6 protein-coding genes, 4 tRNA genes and 6 rRNA genes are annotated in these 17,447 nt (G+C 57.1%); 2 read left to right on the top strand and 14 right to left on the bottom strand.

Annotated elements, in window-relative coordinates:
• Window positions 1-398: 398 nt before the first annotated feature.
• The 11 genes from rrf (AACH06_RS07965) to ptsP form a co-directional block, all read right to left on the bottom strand.
• Window positions 399-511: ribosomal RNA gene (rrf, locus tag AACH06_RS07965) — 5S ribosomal RNA — on the bottom strand.
• A gap of 138 nt (window positions 512-649) precedes the next feature.
• A 23S ribosomal RNA gene (locus tag AACH06_RS07960) occupies window positions 650-3,527 on the bottom strand.
• 300 nt (window positions 3,528-3,827) lie between these two features.
• Window positions 3,828-3,903 (bottom strand) — tRNA-Ala (locus tag AACH06_RS07955).
• A gap of 15 nt (window positions 3,904-3,918) precedes the next feature.
• A tRNA-Ile gene (locus tag AACH06_RS07950) sits at window positions 3,919-3,995 on the bottom strand.
• 216 nt (window positions 3,996-4,211) lie between these two features.
• Window positions 4,212-5,740, bottom strand: a 16S ribosomal RNA gene (locus AACH06_RS07945).
• A gap of 243 nt (window positions 5,741-5,983) precedes the next feature.
• Window positions 5,984-6,096: ribosomal RNA gene (gene rrf / locus AACH06_RS07940) — 5S ribosomal RNA — on the bottom strand.
• Between the two features lie 138 nt (window positions 6,097-6,234).
• Window positions 6,235-9,112 (bottom strand): 23S ribosomal RNA (locus tag AACH06_RS07935).
• A gap of 300 nt (window positions 9,113-9,412) precedes the next feature.
• Window positions 9,413-9,488, bottom strand: a tRNA-Ala gene (locus tag AACH06_RS07930).
• Between the two features lie 15 nt (window positions 9,489-9,503).
• Window positions 9,504-9,580, bottom strand: a tRNA-Ile gene (locus AACH06_RS07925).
• 216 nt (window positions 9,581-9,796) lie between these two features.
• Window positions 9,797-11,325, bottom strand: a 16S ribosomal RNA gene (locus AACH06_RS07920).
• The 16S, 23S and 5S rRNA genes sit together here with 4 tRNA genes alongside, the layout of an rRNA operon.
• Before the next feature lie 458 nt (window positions 11,326-11,783).
• Window positions 11,784-13,550 carry a phosphoenolpyruvate--protein phosphotransferase gene (gene ptsP / locus AACH06_RS07915; protein ID WP_341425108.1) on the bottom strand — a complete coding sequence of 589 codons (1,767 nt, stop codon included), beginning with the start codon at window positions 13,548-13,550 and terminating at the stop codon, window positions 11,784-11,786.
• 134 nt (window positions 13,551-13,684) lie between these two features.
• Between ptsP and AACH06_RS07910 the strand changes: the two genes are divergently transcribed.
• Entirely contained in the window at window positions 13,685-14,617 is a 933-nt protein-coding gene (locus tag AACH06_RS07910; RefSeq protein ID WP_341425107.1) for a GNAT family N-acetyltransferase, read from the top strand.
• A gap of 40 nt (window positions 14,618-14,657) precedes the next feature.
• Here the strand turns inward: AACH06_RS07910 and AACH06_RS07905 are convergent, their stop codons facing one another.
• From AACH06_RS07905 to AACH06_RS07895, 3 genes are read right to left on the bottom strand one after another with little or no spacing between them, the layout of a single operon-like run.
• Window positions 14,658-14,927 (bottom strand): HPr family phosphocarrier protein, encoded by a 270-nt coding sequence (locus AACH06_RS07905; RefSeq protein ID WP_341425106.1) that lies wholly within the window; start codon window positions 14,925-14,927, stop codon window positions 14,658-14,660.
• The gene (locus tag AACH06_RS07900) at window positions 14,896-15,357 is read right to left on the bottom strand and encodes a PTS sugar transporter subunit IIA (RefSeq protein ID WP_341425105.1); all 462 of its coding nucleotides are present in this window, start codon (window positions 15,355-15,357) and stop codon (window positions 14,896-14,898) included. Before AACH06_RS07900 ends, AACH06_RS07905 begins: the two co-directional genes overlap by 32 nt.
• Window positions 15,358-15,393: 36 nt before the next feature.
• Window positions 15,394-16,005 carry a hypothetical protein gene (locus AACH06_RS07895; RefSeq protein WP_341425104.1) on the bottom strand — a complete coding sequence of 204 codons (612 nt, stop codon included), beginning with the start codon at window positions 16,003-16,005 and terminating at the stop codon, window positions 15,394-15,396.
• A 186-nt stretch (window positions 16,006-16,191) separates the two neighbouring features.
• On the opposite strand from AACH06_RS07895, the gene AACH06_RS07890 reads away from it, so the two are divergent.
• The gene (locus AACH06_RS07890; protein WP_341425103.1) at window positions 16,192-17,349 is read left to right on the top strand and encodes a hypothetical protein; all 1,158 of its coding nucleotides are present in this window, start codon (window positions 16,192-16,194) and stop codon (window positions 17,347-17,349) included.
• Window positions 17,350-17,447: the final 98 nt, after the last annotated feature.

The following is a 17,447-nucleotide window of genomic DNA, read 5'->3' as shown; positions in this document are numbered from 1 at the left end:
CGACGCCGCCGGCCCATCAGATCGACCCCATAAGTGTTCACGTGTCCGACTCCTTCTAAGCGGACAGATGTTCACTACCAGGGCGCTGTCAGATCAACATGTGTTCCCTGGCTGCTTACAAAGTATCGAGCTCACTCTGATGAACAGACTCACGCAACACGATCACCATGCGGGCGGAAATCAACGGCAAAACAGCGATCGCCCGATTCAGCCCCTAATCTGTTGCAACGGTTGCTCAAATCAAACTGTCATCTCGCCAACATGAGCGCGCCTTCATGGCCAAATGTATTAGGTAGGCGCCAACACTCTCGTCGCCTTGCAGGCTTCAAGCCGCGAAAACGCTCGATCCAATGGAAAAAGCCCAGCTGACATTCGCCAGCTGGGCATTTCGAATATTAGCCTGACGATGTCCTACTTTCACACGGGAATCCGCACTATCATCGGCGCAGAGGCGTTTCACTGTCCTGTTCGGGATGGGAAGGAGTGGGACCACCTCGCTATGGTCATCAGGCTTAACTTGTTGCCTAGCAGCGAGGAGGCTGCTGGGCCAATTCAATAGAGTCGAATCAGATGATTGCGTCGGCCAGATTTGGCACAACTATAAATTCTCACCCAGTCTACTTTGACGTTTATTGTACATCAAAGTTATAGGGTCAAGCCTCACGAGCAATTAGTACTGGTTAGCTTAACGCATTACTGCGCTTCCACACCCAGCCTATCAACGTCCTGGTCTCGAACGACTCTTCAGGGGGCTCAAGGCCCCGGCAAGACTCATCTTGAGACGAGTTTCCCGCTTAGATGCTTTCAGCGGTTATCTCTTCCGCACTTAGCTACTCGGCAATGCCACTGGCGTGACAACCGATACACCAGAGGTGCGTCCACTCCGGTCCTCTCGTACTAGGAGCAGGCTCTCTCAATCTTGCAGCGCCCACGGAAGATAGGGACCAAACTGTCTCACGACGTTTTAAACCCAGCTCACGTACCTCTTTAAATGGCGAACAGCCATACCCTTGGGACCGGCTACAGCCCCAGGATGAGATGAGCCGACATCGAGGTGCCAAACACCGCCGTCGATATGAACTCTTGGGCGGTATCAGCCTGTTATCCCCAGAGTACCTTTTATCCGTTGAGCGATGGCCCTTCCATACAGAACCACCGGATCACTTTGTCCTACTTTCGTACCTGCTCGACTTGTCAGTCTCGCAGTCAAGCACGCTTATGCCAATGCACTATCACCACGATTTCCGACCGTGGCTAGCGTACCTTCGAACTCCTCCGTTACGCTTTGGGAGGAGACCGCCCCAGTCAAACTGCCCACCATACACTGTCCCCATCCCGGATAACGGGACAAGGTTAGAACCTCAAACACACCAGGGTGGTATTTCAACGTTGGCTCCACGGCACCTAGCGGCACTGCTTCAAAGCCTCCCACCTATCCTACACAGATCTGTTCAAAGTCCAATGTAAAGCTACAGTAAAGGTTCATGGGGTCTTTCCGTCTTTCCGCGGGGAGATTGCATCATCACAAACATTTCAACTTCGCTGAGTCTCTGGAGGAGACAGTGTGGCCATCGTTACGCCATTCGTGCAGGTCGGAACTTACCCGACAAGGAATTTCGCTACCTTAGGACCGTTATAGTTACGGCCGCCGTTTACTGGGACTTCAATCAAGAGCTTGCACCCCATCATTTAATCTTCCAGCACCGGGCAGGCGTCACACCCTATACGTCGACTTTCGTCTTTGCAGAGTGCTGTGTTTTTAATAAACAGTCGCAGCCACCGATTCTCTGCGACCCCATTGGGCTCCGTTTGTACAACTTCACCTACTAGGGGCACACCTTCTTCCGAAGTTACGGTGTCAATTTGCCGAGTTCCTTCTCCAGAGTTCTCTCAAGCGCCTGAGAATACTCATCACGCGCACCAGTGTCGGTTTGCGGTACGGTCGTCTATAGCTGAAGCTTAGTGGCTTTTCCTGGAAGCAGGGTATCACTCACTTCGGAGGCAAGCCTCCTCGTTATTACCCCTCATCTAAGCTCGGCGGATTTGCCTACCGAGCACGACTACAGGCTTGAACCGGGACATCCAACACCCGGCTGAGCTAACCTTCTCCGTCCCCACATCGCACTATAGATCGGTACAGGAATATTGACCTGTTTCCCATCAGCTACGCATCTCTGCCTCGCCTTAGGGGCCGACTCACCCTACGCCGATGAACGTTGCGTAGGAAACCTTGCGCTTACGGCGAGGGGGCTTTTCACCCCCTTTAACGCTACTCATGTCAGCATTCGCACTTCTGATACCTCCAGCAGACCTCACGATCCACCTTCACAGGCGTACAGAACGCTCTCCTACCACTTGCTATTGCTAGCAAATCCGCAGCTTCGGTAACTGGCTTAGCCCCGTTACATCTTCCGCGCAGGACGACTCGATCAGTGAGCTATTACGCTTTCTTTAAATGGTGGCTGCTTCTAAGCCAACATCCTGACTGTTTTAGCCTTCCCACTTCGTTTCCCACTTAGCCAATTTTGGGGACCTTAGCTGGCGGTCTGGGTTGTTTCCCTCTTGAGTCCGGACGTTAGCACCCGGTGCTCTGTCTCCCAAGCTGTACTCATCGGTATTCGGAGTTTGCAATGGTTTGGTAAGTCGCCATGACCCCCTAGCCATAACAGTGCTCTACCCCCGATGGTAATACTTGAGGCACTACCTAAATAGTTTTCGGAGAGAACCAGCTATCTCCAGGTTTGTTTAGCCTTTCACCCCTATCCACAGCTCATCCGCTAGTTTTGCAACACTAGTCGGTTCGGACCTCCAGTGCGTGTTACCGCACCTTCATCCTGGCCATGGATAGATCACCTGGTTTCGGGTCTACACCCAGCGACTTGAACGCCCTATTCGGACTCGGTTTCCCTTCGCCTTCCCTATTCGGTTAAGCTTGCCACTGAATGTAAGTCGCTGACCCATTATACAAAAGGTACGCCGTCACCCTTACGGGCTCCGACTTTTTGTATGCATGCGGTTTCAGGATCTATTTCACTCCCCTCCCGGGGTTCTTTTCGCCTTTCCCTCACGGTACTAGTTCACTATCGGTCGATTACGAGTATTTAGCCTTGGAGGATGGTCCCCCCATATTCAGACAGGATTACACGTGTCCCGCCCTACTTGTCGCACGCCTAGTTCCACAATCGGCTTTTTTCATACGGGGCTATCACCCGCTATGGCCGGACTTTCCATTCCGTTCTGATAAACCAACTGCTAAAACGTGCAGGCTGTTCCAATTTCGCTCGCCACTACTTTCGGAATCTCGGTTGATGTCTTTTCCTCGAGCTACTGAGATGTTTCAGTTCACCCGGTTCGCCTCGCATGACTATGTATTCATCATGCGATACCCTAAAAGGGTGGGTTTCCCCATTCGGAAATCTCCGGATCAAAGCTTATTTGCCAGCTCCCCGAAGCTTATCGCAGGCTATCACGTCCTTCGTCGCCTGTAATCGCCAAGGCATCCACCACATGCACTTAGTCACTTGACCCTATAACTTTGACGTCGCTGAAGACGTCAGATCAAGGACTGGACCGATTACCCACGCTAGGGCAATCAGTTTGTGAGTATTCGCGTTATGCCGTTCTTCAAACTTGATTTTCAAGTTGAAGTCTGGTGACGCAATCATATGCCGCTGATGGCACGGTGCTGAGCGGGCCTTTACCCCCGATCAACTTTCCATCAGCAGCGCTGATTCGACTCTTTGAATTGTTAAAGAACAACAGCCAACTTTCGTCAGCAAACCCAAGCGCCTCACAGACGCTTGGGTTTGCTTTCGACAGCAGATGAGTGGTGGAGGATGACGGGATCGAACCGACGACCCCCTGCTTGCAAAGCAGGTGCTCTCCCAGCTGAGCTAATCCCCCACGAGATCATTCGTGTGGTGGGTCTGGTTGGATTCGAACCAACGACCCCCGCCTTATCAAGACGGTGCTCTAACCGACTGAGCTACAGACCCACGCATTCTTGAATGAACGCGAGCCCGGTGTCTTATCACGTCAGCCGGCTTGCTAGACAACAACCAAGGCCATCTTGACGCTCACCAGGCTCACGCTCTTCACTCACTGTTGTGTTCACAGCCGATAAGTGTGGGTGCAAGAATTTGAGTGCTTCTGTGACCTCAACTACGCTTTGCGCTGCAAGCAGCATCAAAGTCGCGTTTTGGTATTTCCAGAAAGGAGGTGATCCAGCCGCACCTTCCGATACGGCTACCTTGTTACGACTTCACCCCAGTCACGAACCCTGCCGTGGTAATCGCCCTCCTTGCGGTTAGGCTAACTACTTCTGGCAGAACCCGCTCCCATGGTGTGACGGGCGGTGTGTACAAGACCCGGGAACGTATTCACCGCGGCAAGCTGATCCGCGATTACTAGCGATTCCGACTTCACGCAGTCGAGTTGCAGACTACGATCCGGACTACGACCGGTTTTCTGGGATTGGCTCCCCCTCGCGGGTTGGCAGCCCTCTGTACCGGCCATTGTATGACGTGTGTAGCCCTACCCATAAGGGCCATGAGGACCTGACGTCATCCCCACCTTCCTCCGGTTTGTCACCGGCAGTCTCATTAGAGTGCCCTTTCGTAGCAACTAATGACAAGGGTTGCGCTCGTTGCGGGACTTAACCCAACATCTCACGACACGAGCTGACGACGGCCATGCAGCACCTGTGCGCAGGTTCTCTTTCGAGCACTCTCACATCTCTGCGAGATTCCTGCCATGTCAAGGGTAGGTAAGGTTTTTCGCGTTGCATCGAATTAAACCACATCATCCACCGCTTGTGCGGGTCCCCGTCAATTCCTTTGAGTTTCAACCTTGCGGCCGTACTCCCCAGGCGGTCAACTTCACGCGTTAGCTACGTTACTGAGAAGGAACCTTCCCAACAACCAGTTGACATCGTTTAGGGCGTGGACTACCAGGGTATCTAATCCTGTTTGCTCCCCACGCTTTCGTGCATGAGCGTCAGTGCAGGCCCAGGGGATTGCCTTCGCCATCGGTGTTCCTCCGCATATCTACGCATTTCACTGCTACACGCGGAATTCCATCCCCCTCTGCCGCACTCAAGCTTTGCAGTCACAAAGGCAGTTCCCAGGTTGAGCCCGGGGATTTCACCTCTGTCTTACAAAACCGCCTGCGCACGCTTTACGCCCAGTAATTCCGATTAACGCTTGCACCCTACGTATTACCGCGGCTGCTGGCACGTAGTTAGCCGGTGCTTATTCTTCAGGTACCGTCATCCTCCCGAGGTATTAACTCAGAAGATTTCTTCCCTGACAAAAGCGGTTTACAACCCGAAGGCCTTCTTCCCGCACGCGGCATGGCTGGATCAGGCTTGCGCCCATTGTCCAAAATTCCCCACTGCTGCCTCCCGTAGGAGTCTGGGCCGTGTCTCAGTCCCAGTGTGGCTGGTCGTCCTCTCAGACCAGCTACAGATCGTCGGCTTGGTAGGCCTTTACCCCACCAACTACCTAATCTGACATCGGCCGCTCCAATAGCGAGAGGTCTTGCGATCCCCCCCTTTCACCCGTAGGTCGTATGCGGTATTAATCCGGCTTTCGCCGGGCTATCCCCCACTACTGGGCACGTTCCGATGCATTACTCACCCGTTCGCCACTCGTCGCCAGGTTGCCCCGCGTTACCGTTCGACTTGCATGTGTAAGGCATGCCGCCAGCGTTCAATCTGAGCCAGGATCAAACTCTTCAGTTCGATCTTGAATTCGCTCAAAGAATTGAAGTGAACTTCACTTCCATGAGCATTTAAAGTCTTGCGACTCGCTTGATCTCTCAAGCAAGCACTCGCCTTCAAACACCCACGCTTATCGGCTGTTAGTTTTTAAAGAGCAGATCTTTCGATCAATCCAGCTTATCGCTGAAGGATGAGATCATAGCACGAACTCATCATTCAAAGATAAAAACGCCCGGAGAAACCGGGCGTTTTACTCGAATATTAGCCTGACGATGTCCTACTTTCACACGGGAATCCGCACTATCATCGGCGCAGAGGCGTTTCACTGTCCTGTTCGGGATGGGAAGGAGTGGGACCACCTCGCTATGGTCATCAGGCTTAACTTGTTGCCTAGCAGCGAGGAGGCTGCTGGGCCAATTCAATAGAGTCGAATCAGATGATTGCGTCGGCCAGATTTGGCACAACTATAAATTCTCACCCAGTCTACTTTGACGTTTATTGTACATCAAAGTTATAGGGTCAAGCCTCACGAGCAATTAGTACTGGTTAGCTTAACGCATTACTGCGCTTCCACACCCAGCCTATCAACGTCCTGGTCTCGAACGACTCTTCAGGGGGCTCAAGGCCCCGGCAAGACTCATCTTGAGACGAGTTTCCCGCTTAGATGCTTTCAGCGGTTATCTCTTCCGCACTTAGCTACTCGGCAATGCCACTGGCGTGACAACCGATACACCAGAGGTGCGTCCACTCCGGTCCTCTCGTACTAGGAGCAGGCTCTCTCAATCGTGCAGCGCCCACGGAAGATAGGGACCAAACTGTCTCACGACGTTTTAAACCCAGCTCACGTACCTCTTTAAATGGCGAACAGCCATACCCTTGGGACCGGCTACAGCCCCAGGAGGAGATGAGCCGACATCGAGGTGCCAAACACCGCCGTCGATATGAACTCTTGGGCGGTATCAGCCTGTTATCCCCAGAGTACCTTTTATCCGTTGAGCGATGGCCCTTCCATACAGAACCACCGGATCACTTTGTCCTACTTTCGTACCTGCTCGACTTGTCAGTCTCGCAGTCAAGCACGCTTATGCCAATGCACTATCACCACGATTTCCGACCGTGGCTAGCGTACCTTCGAACTCCTCCGTTACGCTTTGGGAGGAGACCGCCCCAGTCAAACTGCCCACCATACACTGTCCCCATCCCGGATAACGGGACAAGGTTAGAACCTCAAACACACCAGGGTGGTATTTCAACGTTGGCTCCACGGCACCTAGCGGCACTGCTTCAAAGCCTCCCACCTATCCTACACAGATCTGTTCAAAGTCCAATGTAAAGCTACAGTAAAGGTTCATGGGGTCTTTCCGTCTTTCCGCGGGGAGATTGCATCATCACAAACATTTCAACTTCGCTGAGTCTCTGGAGGAGACAGTGTGGCCATCGTTACGCCATTCGTGCAGGTCGGAACTTACCCGACAAGGAATTTCGCTACCTTAGGACCGTTATAGTTACGGCCGCCGTTTACTGGGACTTCAATCAAGAGCTTGCACCCCATCATTTAATCTTCCAGCACCGGGCAGGCGTCACACCCTATACGTCGACTTTCGTCTTTGCAGAGTGCTGTGTTTTTAATAAACAGTCGCAGCCACCGATTCTCTGCGACCCCATTGGGCTCCGTTTGTACAACTTCACCTACTAGGGGCACACCTTCTTCCGAAGTTACGGTGTCAATTTGCCGAGTTCCTTCTCCAGAGTTCTCTCAAGCGCCTGAGAATACTCATCACGCGCACCAGTGTCGGTTTGCGGTACGGTCGTCTATAGCTGAAGCTTAGTGGCTTTTCCTGGAAGCAGGGTATCACTCACTTCGGAGGCAAGCCTCCTCGTTATTACCCCTCATCTAAGCTCGGCGGATTTGCCTACCGAGCACGACTACAGGCTTGAACCGGGACATCCAACACCCGGCTGAGCTAACCTTCTCCGTCCCCACATCGCACTATAGATCGGTACAGGAATATTGACCTGTTTCCCATCAGCTACGCATCTCTGCCTCGCCTTAGGGGCCGACTCACCCTACGCCGATGAACGTTGCGTAGGAAACCTTGCGCTTACGGCGAGGGGGCTTTTCACCCCCTTTAACGCTACTCATGTCAGCATTCGCACTTCTGATACCTCCAGCAGACCTCACGATCCACCTTCACAGGCGTACAGAACGCTCTCCTACCACTTGCTATTGCTAGCAAATCCGCAGCTTCGGTAACTGGCTTAGCCCCGTTACATCTTCCGCGCAGGACGACTCGATCAGTGAGCTATTACGCTTTCTTTAAATGGTGGCTGCTTCTAAGCCAACATCCTGACTGTTTTAGCCTTCCCACTTCGTTTCCCACTTAGCCAATTTTGGGGACCTTAGCTGGCGGTCTGGGTTGTTTCCCTCTTGAGTCCGGACGTTAGCACCCGGTGCTCTGTCTCCCAAGCTGTACTCATCGGTATTCGGAGTTTGCAATGGTTTGGTAAGTCGCCATGACCCCCTAGCCATAACAGTGCTCTACCCCCGATGGTAATACTTGAGGCACTACCTAAATAGTTTTCGGAGAGAACCAGCTATCTCCAGGTTTGTTTAGCCTTTCACCCCTATCCACAGCTCATCCGCTAGTTTTGCAACACTAGTCGGTTCGGACCTCCAGTGCGTGTTACCGCACCTTCATCCTGGCCATGGATAGATCACCTGGTTTCGGGTCTACACCCAGCGACTTGAACGCCCTATTCGGACTCGGTTTCCCTTCGCCTTCCCTATTCGGTTAAGCTTGCCACTGAATGTAAGTCGCTGACCCATTATACAAAAGGTACGCCGTCACCCTTACGGGCTCCGACTTTTTGTATGCATGCGGTTTCAGGATCTATTTCACTCCCCTCCCGGGGTTCTTTTCGCCTTTCCCTCACGGTACTAGTTCACTATCGGTCGATTACGAGTATTTAGCCTTGGAGGATGGTCCCCCCATATTCAGACAGGATTACACGTGTCCCGCCCTACTTGTCGCACGCCTAGTTCCACAATCGGCTTTTTTCATACGGGGCTATCACCCGCTATGGCCGGACTTTCCATTCCGTTCTGATAAACCAACTGCTAAAACGTGCAGGCTGTTCCAATTTCGCTCGCCACTACTTTCGGAATCTCGGTTGATGTCTTTTCCTCGAGCTACTGAGATGTTTCAGTTCACCCGGTTCGCCTCGCATGACTATGTATTCATCATGCGATACCCTAAAAGGGTGGGTTTCCCCATTCGGAAATCTCCGGATCAAAGCTTATTTGCCAGCTCCCCGAAGCTTATCGCAGGCTATCACGTCCTTCGTCGCCTGTAATCGCCAAGGCATCCACCACATGCACTTAGTCACTTGACCCTATAACTTTGACGTCGCTGAAGACGTCAGATCAAGGACTGGACCGATTACCCACGCTAGGGCAATCAGTTTGTGAGTATTCGCGTTATGCCGTTCTTCAAACTTGATTTTCAAGTTGAAGTCTGGTGACGCAATCATATGCCGCTGATGGCACGGTGCTGAGCGGGCCTTTACCCCCGATCAACTTTCCATCAGCAGCGCTGATTCGACTCTTTGAATTGTTAAAGAACAACAGCCAACTTTCGTCAGCAAACCCAAGCGCCTCACAGACGCTTGGGTTTGCTTTCGACAGCAGATGAGTGGTGGAGGATGACGGGATCGAACCGACGACCCCCTGCTTGCAAAGCAGGTGCTCTCCCAGCTGAGCTAATCCCCCACGAGATCATTCGTGTGGTGGGTCTGGTTGGATTCGAACCAACGACCCCCGCCTTATCAAGACGGTGCTCTAACCGACTGAGCTACAGACCCACGCATTCTTGAATGAACGCGAGCCCGGTGTCTTATCACGTCAGCCGGCTTGCTAGACAACAACCAAGGCCATCTTGACGCTCACCAGGCTCACGCTCTTCACTCACTGTTGTGTTCACAGCCGATAAGTGTGGGTGCAAGAATTTGAGTGCTTCTGTGACCTCAACTACGCTTTGCGCTGCAAGCAGCATCAAAGTCGCGTTTTGGTATTTCCAGAAAGGAGGTGATCCAGCCGCACCTTCCGATACGGCTACCTTGTTACGACTTCACCCCAGTCACGAACCCTGCCGTGGTAATCGCCCTCCTTGCGGTTAGGCTAACTACTTCTGGCAGAACCCGCTCCCATGGTGTGACGGGCGGTGTGTACAAGACCCGGGAACGTATTCACCGCGGCAAGCTGATCCGCGATTACTAGCGATTCCGACTTCACGCAGTCGAGTTGCAGACTACGATCCGGACTACGACCGGTTTTCTGGGATTGGCTCCCCCTCGCGGGTTGGCAGCCCTCTGTACCGGCCATTGTATGACGTGTGTAGCCCTACCCATAAGGGCCATGAGGACCTGACGTCATCCCCACCTTCCTCCGGTTTGTCACCGGCAGTCTCATTAGAGTGCCCTTTCGTAGCAACTAATGACAAGGGTTGCGCTCGTTGCGGGACTTAACCCAACATCTCACGACACGAGCTGACGACGGCCATGCAGCACCTGTGCGCAGGTTCTCTTTCGAGCACTCTCACATCTCTGCGAGATTCCTGCCATGTCAAGGGTAGGTAAGGTTTTTCGCGTTGCATCGAATTAAACCACATCATCCACCGCTTGTGCGGGTCCCCGTCAATTCCTTTGAGTTTCAACCTTGCGGCCGTACTCCCCAGGCGGTCAACTTCACGCGTTAGCTACGTTACTGAGAAGGAACCTTCCCAACAACCAGTTGACATCGTTTAGGGCGTGGACTACCAGGGTATCTAATCCTGTTTGCTCCCCACGCTTTCGTGCATGAGCGTCAGTGCAGGCCCAGGGGATTGCCTTCGCCATCGGTGTTCCTCCGCATATCTACGCATTTCACTGCTACACGCGGAATTCCATCCCCCTCTGCCGCACTCAAGCTTTGCAGTCACAAAGGCAGTTCCCAGGTTGAGCCCGGGGATTTCACCTCTGTCTTACAAAACCGCCTGCGCACGCTTTACGCCCAGTAATTCCGATTAACGCTTGCACCCTACGTATTACCGCGGCTGCTGGCACGTAGTTAGCCGGTGCTTATTCTTCAGGTACCGTCATCCACCCGAGGTATTAACTCAGAAGATTTCTTCCCTGACAAAAGCGGTTTACAACCCGAAGGCCTTCTTCCCGCACGCGGCATGGCTGGATCAGGCTTGCGCCCATTGTCCAAAATTCCCCACTGCTGCCTCCCGTAGGAGTCTGGGCCGTGTCTCAGTCCCAGTGTGGCTGGTCGTCCTCTCAGACCAGCTACAGATCGTCGGCTTGGTAGGCCTTTACCCCACCAACTACCTAATCTGACATCGGCCGCTCCAATAGCGAGAGGTCTTGCGATCCCCCCCTTTCACCCGTAGGTCGTATGCGGTATTAATCCGGCTTTCGCCGGGCTATCCCCCACTACTGGGCACGTTCCGATGCATTACTCACCCGTTCGCCACTCGTCGCCAGGTTGCCCCGCGTTACCGTTCGACTTGCATGTGTAAGGCATGCCGCCAGCGTTCAATCTGAGCCAGGATCAAACTCTTCAGTTCGATCTTGAATTCGCTCAAAGAATTGAAGTGAACTTCACTTCCATGAGCATTTAAAGTCTTGCGACTCGCTTGATCTCTCAAGCAAGCACTCGCCTTCAAACACCCACGCTTATCGGCTGTTAGTTTTTAAAGAACACGTTGACAGCGATTTGCTTTCAACTCGTTGCGATCAGTGATCAGCAAAGAAGGTGGATTATGACTTGTTTTTAAAACCCTGTCAAACGCTCAACCTTTTGCGCTCTTCGCGCCGCCTTGTTTGGCCGCCCGACTTTCTGGCTGCTGCCTCGGGCAGCTACTCGAAAGTCACTGACCGCAGCGCGATCAGCGAAGCCTGCTACTATAGCAGTGAAAACTCGAAGCGCGCAAGCGCTGCGCGTCTTTCTCTTTCGGCAATCAATTAGCGGTGCCGATGGGGCCACCATCGAACCGATCTGACGTTGGCTCGACCTGAACCCGGGTCAGTGCGGCTTGGACTTCAGCAGTGCGACGCAAGTCTCCTGAGGAGAGTCGCTCGCGAGGACCGATGCAATCTGGGCCCGCAGCGCGCGGACATCCGCGCGCAACACCCGTTGCTTGATGGCAGCCACCTGCGCAGGGTGCATCGAAAAGCTTCGCAGCCCCATACCCAAGAGCAGTTCGGTGAACGCAGGATCCCCCGCCATCTCACCGCATACGCTCACGGCCTTGCCCGCGTCGTTGGCGCAGGCGATGGTTCGCTCCACCAACTGCAGGACTGCAGGGTGCCATGGGTCGTACAAGTGCGCGACAGCTTCGTCTGCCCGGTCGATCGCCAGGGTGTACTGGATCAAATCGTTGGTACCGATCGACACGAAATCGAAGTACCGCATCAGTGACGGCATCATCAGCGCTGCCGCCGGAATTTCGATCATCGCCCCCACCTCCACCTCGGTGAAGGGGACCGCGTCGGCTCGCAGCCGCTCCTTGGCCCGTTCGACGGCGCTCATGATCTGCGACACCTCACTCATGTGCGCGACCATGGGCACCAGGATGCGTACTTTGCCGTAGGCGCTGGCGCGCAGAATTGCCCGCAGCTGCTGGCCGAACATCTCTGGCTCTGCCAGACTCCAGCGAATCGCCCTCAGGCCAAGCGCCGGATTCAACGAGTGTTCGTGACGAAGCTCGTGGGAGGACATTCGATCAAGAGGCTTGTCCGCGCCCACGTCCACCGTGCGAATCGTCACTGGCAGGCCGTCCATGGCCTGGACCACCGCTCGATACGCCTGGAACTGCTCTTCCTCGTTGGGCAACTGCCCGTTGCGGTTCATGAACAAGAACTCGCTGCGGAACAGGCCGACGCCCACGGCGCCGGCCTCGATGGCAGCGGCCGCATCCGAGGGCATCTCGATATTGGCCAACAGGTCGATGACTTGCCCGTCGAGGGTGACAGATGGGGTGTGGCGGAGTCGATTGAGCTTGGCGCGCTCCAGCTCGATCTGCCGCTGACGAAAGCGGTATTCCTCCAGCACGATGGGCGACGGATTCACGATCACCACACCGGCATCACCGTCGATGATGACCCAGTCATCCTGTCGAACGATGCGGCTGGCCTCCCGCGCCCCGACCACCGCGGGGATGTCCATGCTTCGGGCCACGATCGCCGTATGTGAGGTGCGGCCGCCCACATCCGTCACGAAGCCTGTGAAAACGCTGCGCTTGAACTGCAGCATGTCCGCGGGCGCGATATCGCTGGCCACCAGAATCAGGGGATCTTCACCGGCAAAGTCGCGGGCGTTGGCGCCGTTGGTGTGGCTGTTGCCTGTGGTTTGCCGGGCCAGCGCCTTCAGCAGTCGTTCGACCACTTGCTCCAAGTCGGCCTTGCGCTCGCGGAGGTACTCGTCCTCCATTTCGTCAAACTGCCGAGCGATCACCTCCAACTGCGCCGACATCGCCCATTCGGCGTTGTAGTGCCTCTCGACGATCCACTGCTTGGTGGCATCGGCCAGCATTTCGTCGTGCAGCAGCATCAGATGCACATCCAGCAAAGCGACCAACTCGGCGTGAGCCTCCTCGGGCACTTCGCTTTTTAGCGCAACCAGTTCCGCCGCCACCTCGTTGCGCGCATCGCGCAGGCGGGTCACCTCGGCCTCAATCTGGTCGTTGTCGATGAAGTAGTGCGCGACGTCGACCCGGCTGGAGGCGACCAGCACCGCCCGGCCGATCGCGACGCCGCGCGACACGGGCAGACCGAAGACCTGGATGCTCATGGCTTCACTGTAGCAGTCGGTGACCCAGTCGTTGGCCGCCGAAACCCCAGGTGTCACGTCGACGTCACCGAGCGGTCACGCACGGGTCACGCGTGGCCCCGACGATCAGCGCCATCACGACGAAAGACGCTGTCATGAAGGAACTGCCGAATCCCACCATGCCGTTGGTGAGCCTCTTGAACCTGGGCTTTCGCCGTCAACCACGTGCGCCAGCCGTGCCAGAGCGCCGCGGCTTAAATGACACCCCGTCGCGCCACGAGCCCTCTCCAACTCCCACAGGATGGCACGCCACACCTCCGGTGGCAGCGCCAGAGCCGCAAGCCGCACGTGAACCGGAGTTCGAAGTGCTCTGGGCGCGCCACGCCGATGAGGTGCGCTCGGCACAGCGGCTGCGCCACGACGTCTTCGTGGGCGAAATGGGGGCTCGCCTCACTCCGCCGCCCAGCGCACCCGCCGGGCACGATGTCGACCTGTTCGACGATTTCTGCGAGCACCTGCTCGTTCGCACCCTCGCTACGGACGAGGCCCCCGCACAGGTCATCGGCACCTATCGGGTTCTGACGCCGACGGCGGCACGTCGCGCCGGTGGCTACTACAGTGAGACGGAGTTCGATTTGACTCGCCTGCGGCCGCTTCGCGACAGCATGGCCGAGCTGGGACGCTCCTGCGTCCACCCGGAGCACCGCTCGGGCGGCGTCATCCTGGCGCTCTGGGGCGCCCTGGCTGCGTTCATGAGTGCCAACCGCCTGGACAGTGTGGTCGGCTGCGCCAGTATCGGCATGCGTGACGGCGGCCACACGGCCGCCAGCCTGTGGCACAAACTGCAGGCGAGCCATCTCGCCAGTCTGGAGCACCAAGTGCGCCCAAGGCTGCCGCTGCCCGTTGACGATCTGGACCAGACGCTGGACGTCGAACCACCCGCGCTCGTCAAAGGCTACCTGCGCTGCGGCGCCAAGGTGCTGGGTGCTCCCGCGTGGGATCCAGACTTCAACACGGCAGATCTGCCGCTGCTCCTGCGGCTGTCCGATCTTCCGGCGCGCTACCGCCGGCACTTTCTCGGCGCCTGACGCCACCTCGCGCCCGAACTGGCGCGCCGGCGAAGCGGCATCACTGCCCTTCGCCGAACTTGTCGTCGATCAAACCGACAATCGCGTCCATCGCCGGCTGCTCGTCTGAGCCATCGGTCTCCACTTCGACCTGACTGCCCAGCCCTGCGGCCAGCATCATGACGCCCATGATGCTCTTCGCATTCACGCGCCGGCCGTTGCGGCTCATGAAGACCTCGCATTGGAAGCTGCCGGCCAGTTTGGTCAACTTGGCCGAGGCGCGGGCATGCAAGCCCAACTTATTGCTGATGGTGACGGTGCGTCGGATCATTCGTCGGAGAGTTTAGCGACTGATCCTGCGGCCGCTGTGGTGAAGCCGGCATGACGCCCTGACTCCCGCCCACCAGCGCCCGCTCGATCAGCGTTTCGATCGGCTGCTGGGCGTATGCCAGGGCGCGCCACAGCATCGGCACATTCAAGCCCGCGACCAGCCTCACGGCCGTGCCGTCGGCCACACGCTGTGCCGCATTGCAAGGCGTGGCGCCAAACACATCGGCCAAGATCAGTACCTCGCCGCGTGCATCGGCGGAACCGGCTCGCCCCACCGCCGCGCGGATTTCCTCCTCGGCGGTATCGGCTGACCACTCTGGCCACACATCGACCACCGACACGGTTTCGCTTCGGTCGGCGAACACATGCCGAGCGACCGCCTGCAAGGCAGTCGCCAACGGAGCGTGCGCAACGATCAACAGGGCGGCCATGCCCGATTATTGGGGATGACGCGCCGATTGCGGCGCTCAGGGCGCAAAACGCAAGCCGTCGAAAAAGGGCGCCTGGCCAGATTCGTCCAGCCGATCGCCGATCGCCGAGGCCTGGATCACCCAGGTGCCCCTGGAAAACACGGCCGTATCCATCGACAGCGACTGACCGTCCGGCCGGGTACCGTCGGCCCGCCAGCGGCCGGCCTGAGGTTGCGGCGTGGCTCCGGCGACGCTCCACGAGGCCAGTTGCCGCGGCATGGCCGGCCCGGTTGTCACCTTGCCCAACGAACCTGCGCGCAGTTCGACCAGGGCTGCAGGCACTCGTGAGGGGTCCTGCACATCCGCGATGCTCACCGCAAATGTCACCCCCGCCGCTTCGCAGGCGCTGAGCGTCATCTTGGTGGCGCGACCGCCGAGCGGCACATCGCGAGTCTGACTGACCGGCCGGCAAGGAAACGCCGCCGACAACCCTGGACCGTCGATCGAAACCTCTCGCCAGTCCAACGCGGGAGCGCAGGCCGACAGCCCGCCGGCCACCGCAGCGGCGCCAACCCGCCACGCAACGAGCAACCCGTGTGTAACGACCAGCGGGACATGTTTTTTCATCGGCTGCATTATCCTGACCCGCGCAATCGCGAAGAAATTCACGAAGAACGCCTGCCGCGCCGCTCGCCCCCCGTCAGATATGGGATGGACTGAACTGTCACAAACGGTCACCATTGCCGGCAAGAAATCACGCCCGGTACACGAGATCGGGGCCTTCGTTGCAAAGAATGCCTCGGCAGACCACAGGCCGGAGCGAGGGGCCCTTGATCGGCGAACACCACCCTTGCCATGAACGCGCCAGACAAACTTCCCAACCACATGCGAGCCGCGAATGGCACCTGGCCGCCCGAAGGCCAGGAAGAACACTACCGCGCGCTCATTGCCCAGATCGGCAGTGAAATCGGTCTGTCGCTGTCCAGTGCGCTGGAGCGCGTGACCGCGCTGGCGACCACCGGCAAGATCGACCGGGCCGGCTTGAAGGCCCTGCGCGACGAGATCGAACTGGCCCGCCGCATCGGCATCATGGGCCAGCAGTTGGCCCGTTTTGCTTCCGGCCGGATCCGCCAATCGCCCGAAACGCTCAGCCTCACCCAGATGACGCGCGACGTGCTGATGCAGCGTGGACGCGAGATCGGCGCTCGCGGCATCGAGCTGCGGCAGTCGATGCGCCCGATCGATGTCATCGTCGATGCCACGCTGTTGCACGCCCTGCTGCAGGCGCTGGTCGACTGGACCCTCGAGCACGCCGTCGACACGCTGGAGTTCCGCATCGACATGCGGCCCTGGCCACCCCACGCCCGGCTGAGCTGCCACTTCAGCCACCGCCCCGCCGCCGAGGTCGACGGCGATGTCGTGCGCAGCGACGTCGACACCCCCATCGACCAGCTGGACACGATGAGCTGGCGCCTCGTCCAGCAGATCGCGTGGGCGCTGAAGCTGGGCCTCGACCGCACCGACGGTCCGGAAGGCGTGACCGCGTTGACGATCGAATTTCCGCAGACGGTGAGCGAGCAGCTCGAAGGCGTCACCGCGATCGAGATCGATCAGGGCTTCGGTGTGTCGGACAACTCCAAACCGTTGGCTGGCGCCCAAGTGCTGGTGTTGGCCGGCCGGCGCGATTTGCGCACCGACATCCGTGAGGCCACTCGCCACATGGGCTTGGTGGTCGACTTTGTCAGCTCGGTGGATGAGGCGGAGGAGTTCTGCCGCGATGCCCTGCCCCAGGCCTTGATCTTCGAATCGGCGTTGGCCGGCATGCGTTTCGACAAGCTCCGGGCCAGTATCGAAGCCGAGATGCCGCACTTCGTCTTCATCGAGATCGCCCAGGAAGGCAACAGCTTTGCCTTGTCGACGGAAGGCCAACGCCAGCATGCCACCCTGGGCCGGGATGCGGTGCTGGCCTCGCTGCCTTCTGCGCTGATCTTCGAGCTGTCGCGCTCCATGTAGGCGCACAGCACGTCTGGCAACCACAAACGGCGGGCTCGGTGCCCGCCGTTTTCATGTTGAGGCGCGCATTCCAGGGCCTGCGAGCCCGGCTGCCCCCA

Origin of the sequence: Ideonella lacteola (assembly GCF_038066555.1) — a bacterium.
In the GTDB taxonomy this organism is placed as follows: domain Bacteria; phylum Pseudomonadota; class Gammaproteobacteria; order Burkholderiales; family Burkholderiaceae_C; genus Ideonella; species Ideonella lacteola.
This window is presented reverse-complemented; position numbering and strand designations above follow the sequence as displayed.

Coding starts and splice junctions, on each gene's coding strand:
- ptsP (WP_341425108.1), bottom strand. CDS start 13,550: ATGAGCATCCAGGTCTTCGGTCTGCCCGTGTCGCGCGGCGTCGCGATC.
- AACH06_RS07910 (WP_341425107.1), top strand. CDS start 13,685: ATGAAGGAACTGCCGAATCCCACCATGCCGTTGGTGAGCCTCTTGAAC.
- AACH06_RS07905 (WP_341425106.1), bottom strand. CDS start 14,927: ATGATCCGACGCACCGTCACCATCAGCAATAAGTTGGGCTTGCATGCC.
- AACH06_RS07900 (WP_341425105.1), bottom strand. CDS start 15,357: ATGGCCGCCCTGTTGATCGTTGCGCACGCTCCGTTGGCGACTGCCTTG.
- AACH06_RS07890 (WP_341425103.1), top strand. CDS start 16,192: ATGAACGCGCCAGACAAACTTCCCAACCACATGCGAGCCGCGAATGGC.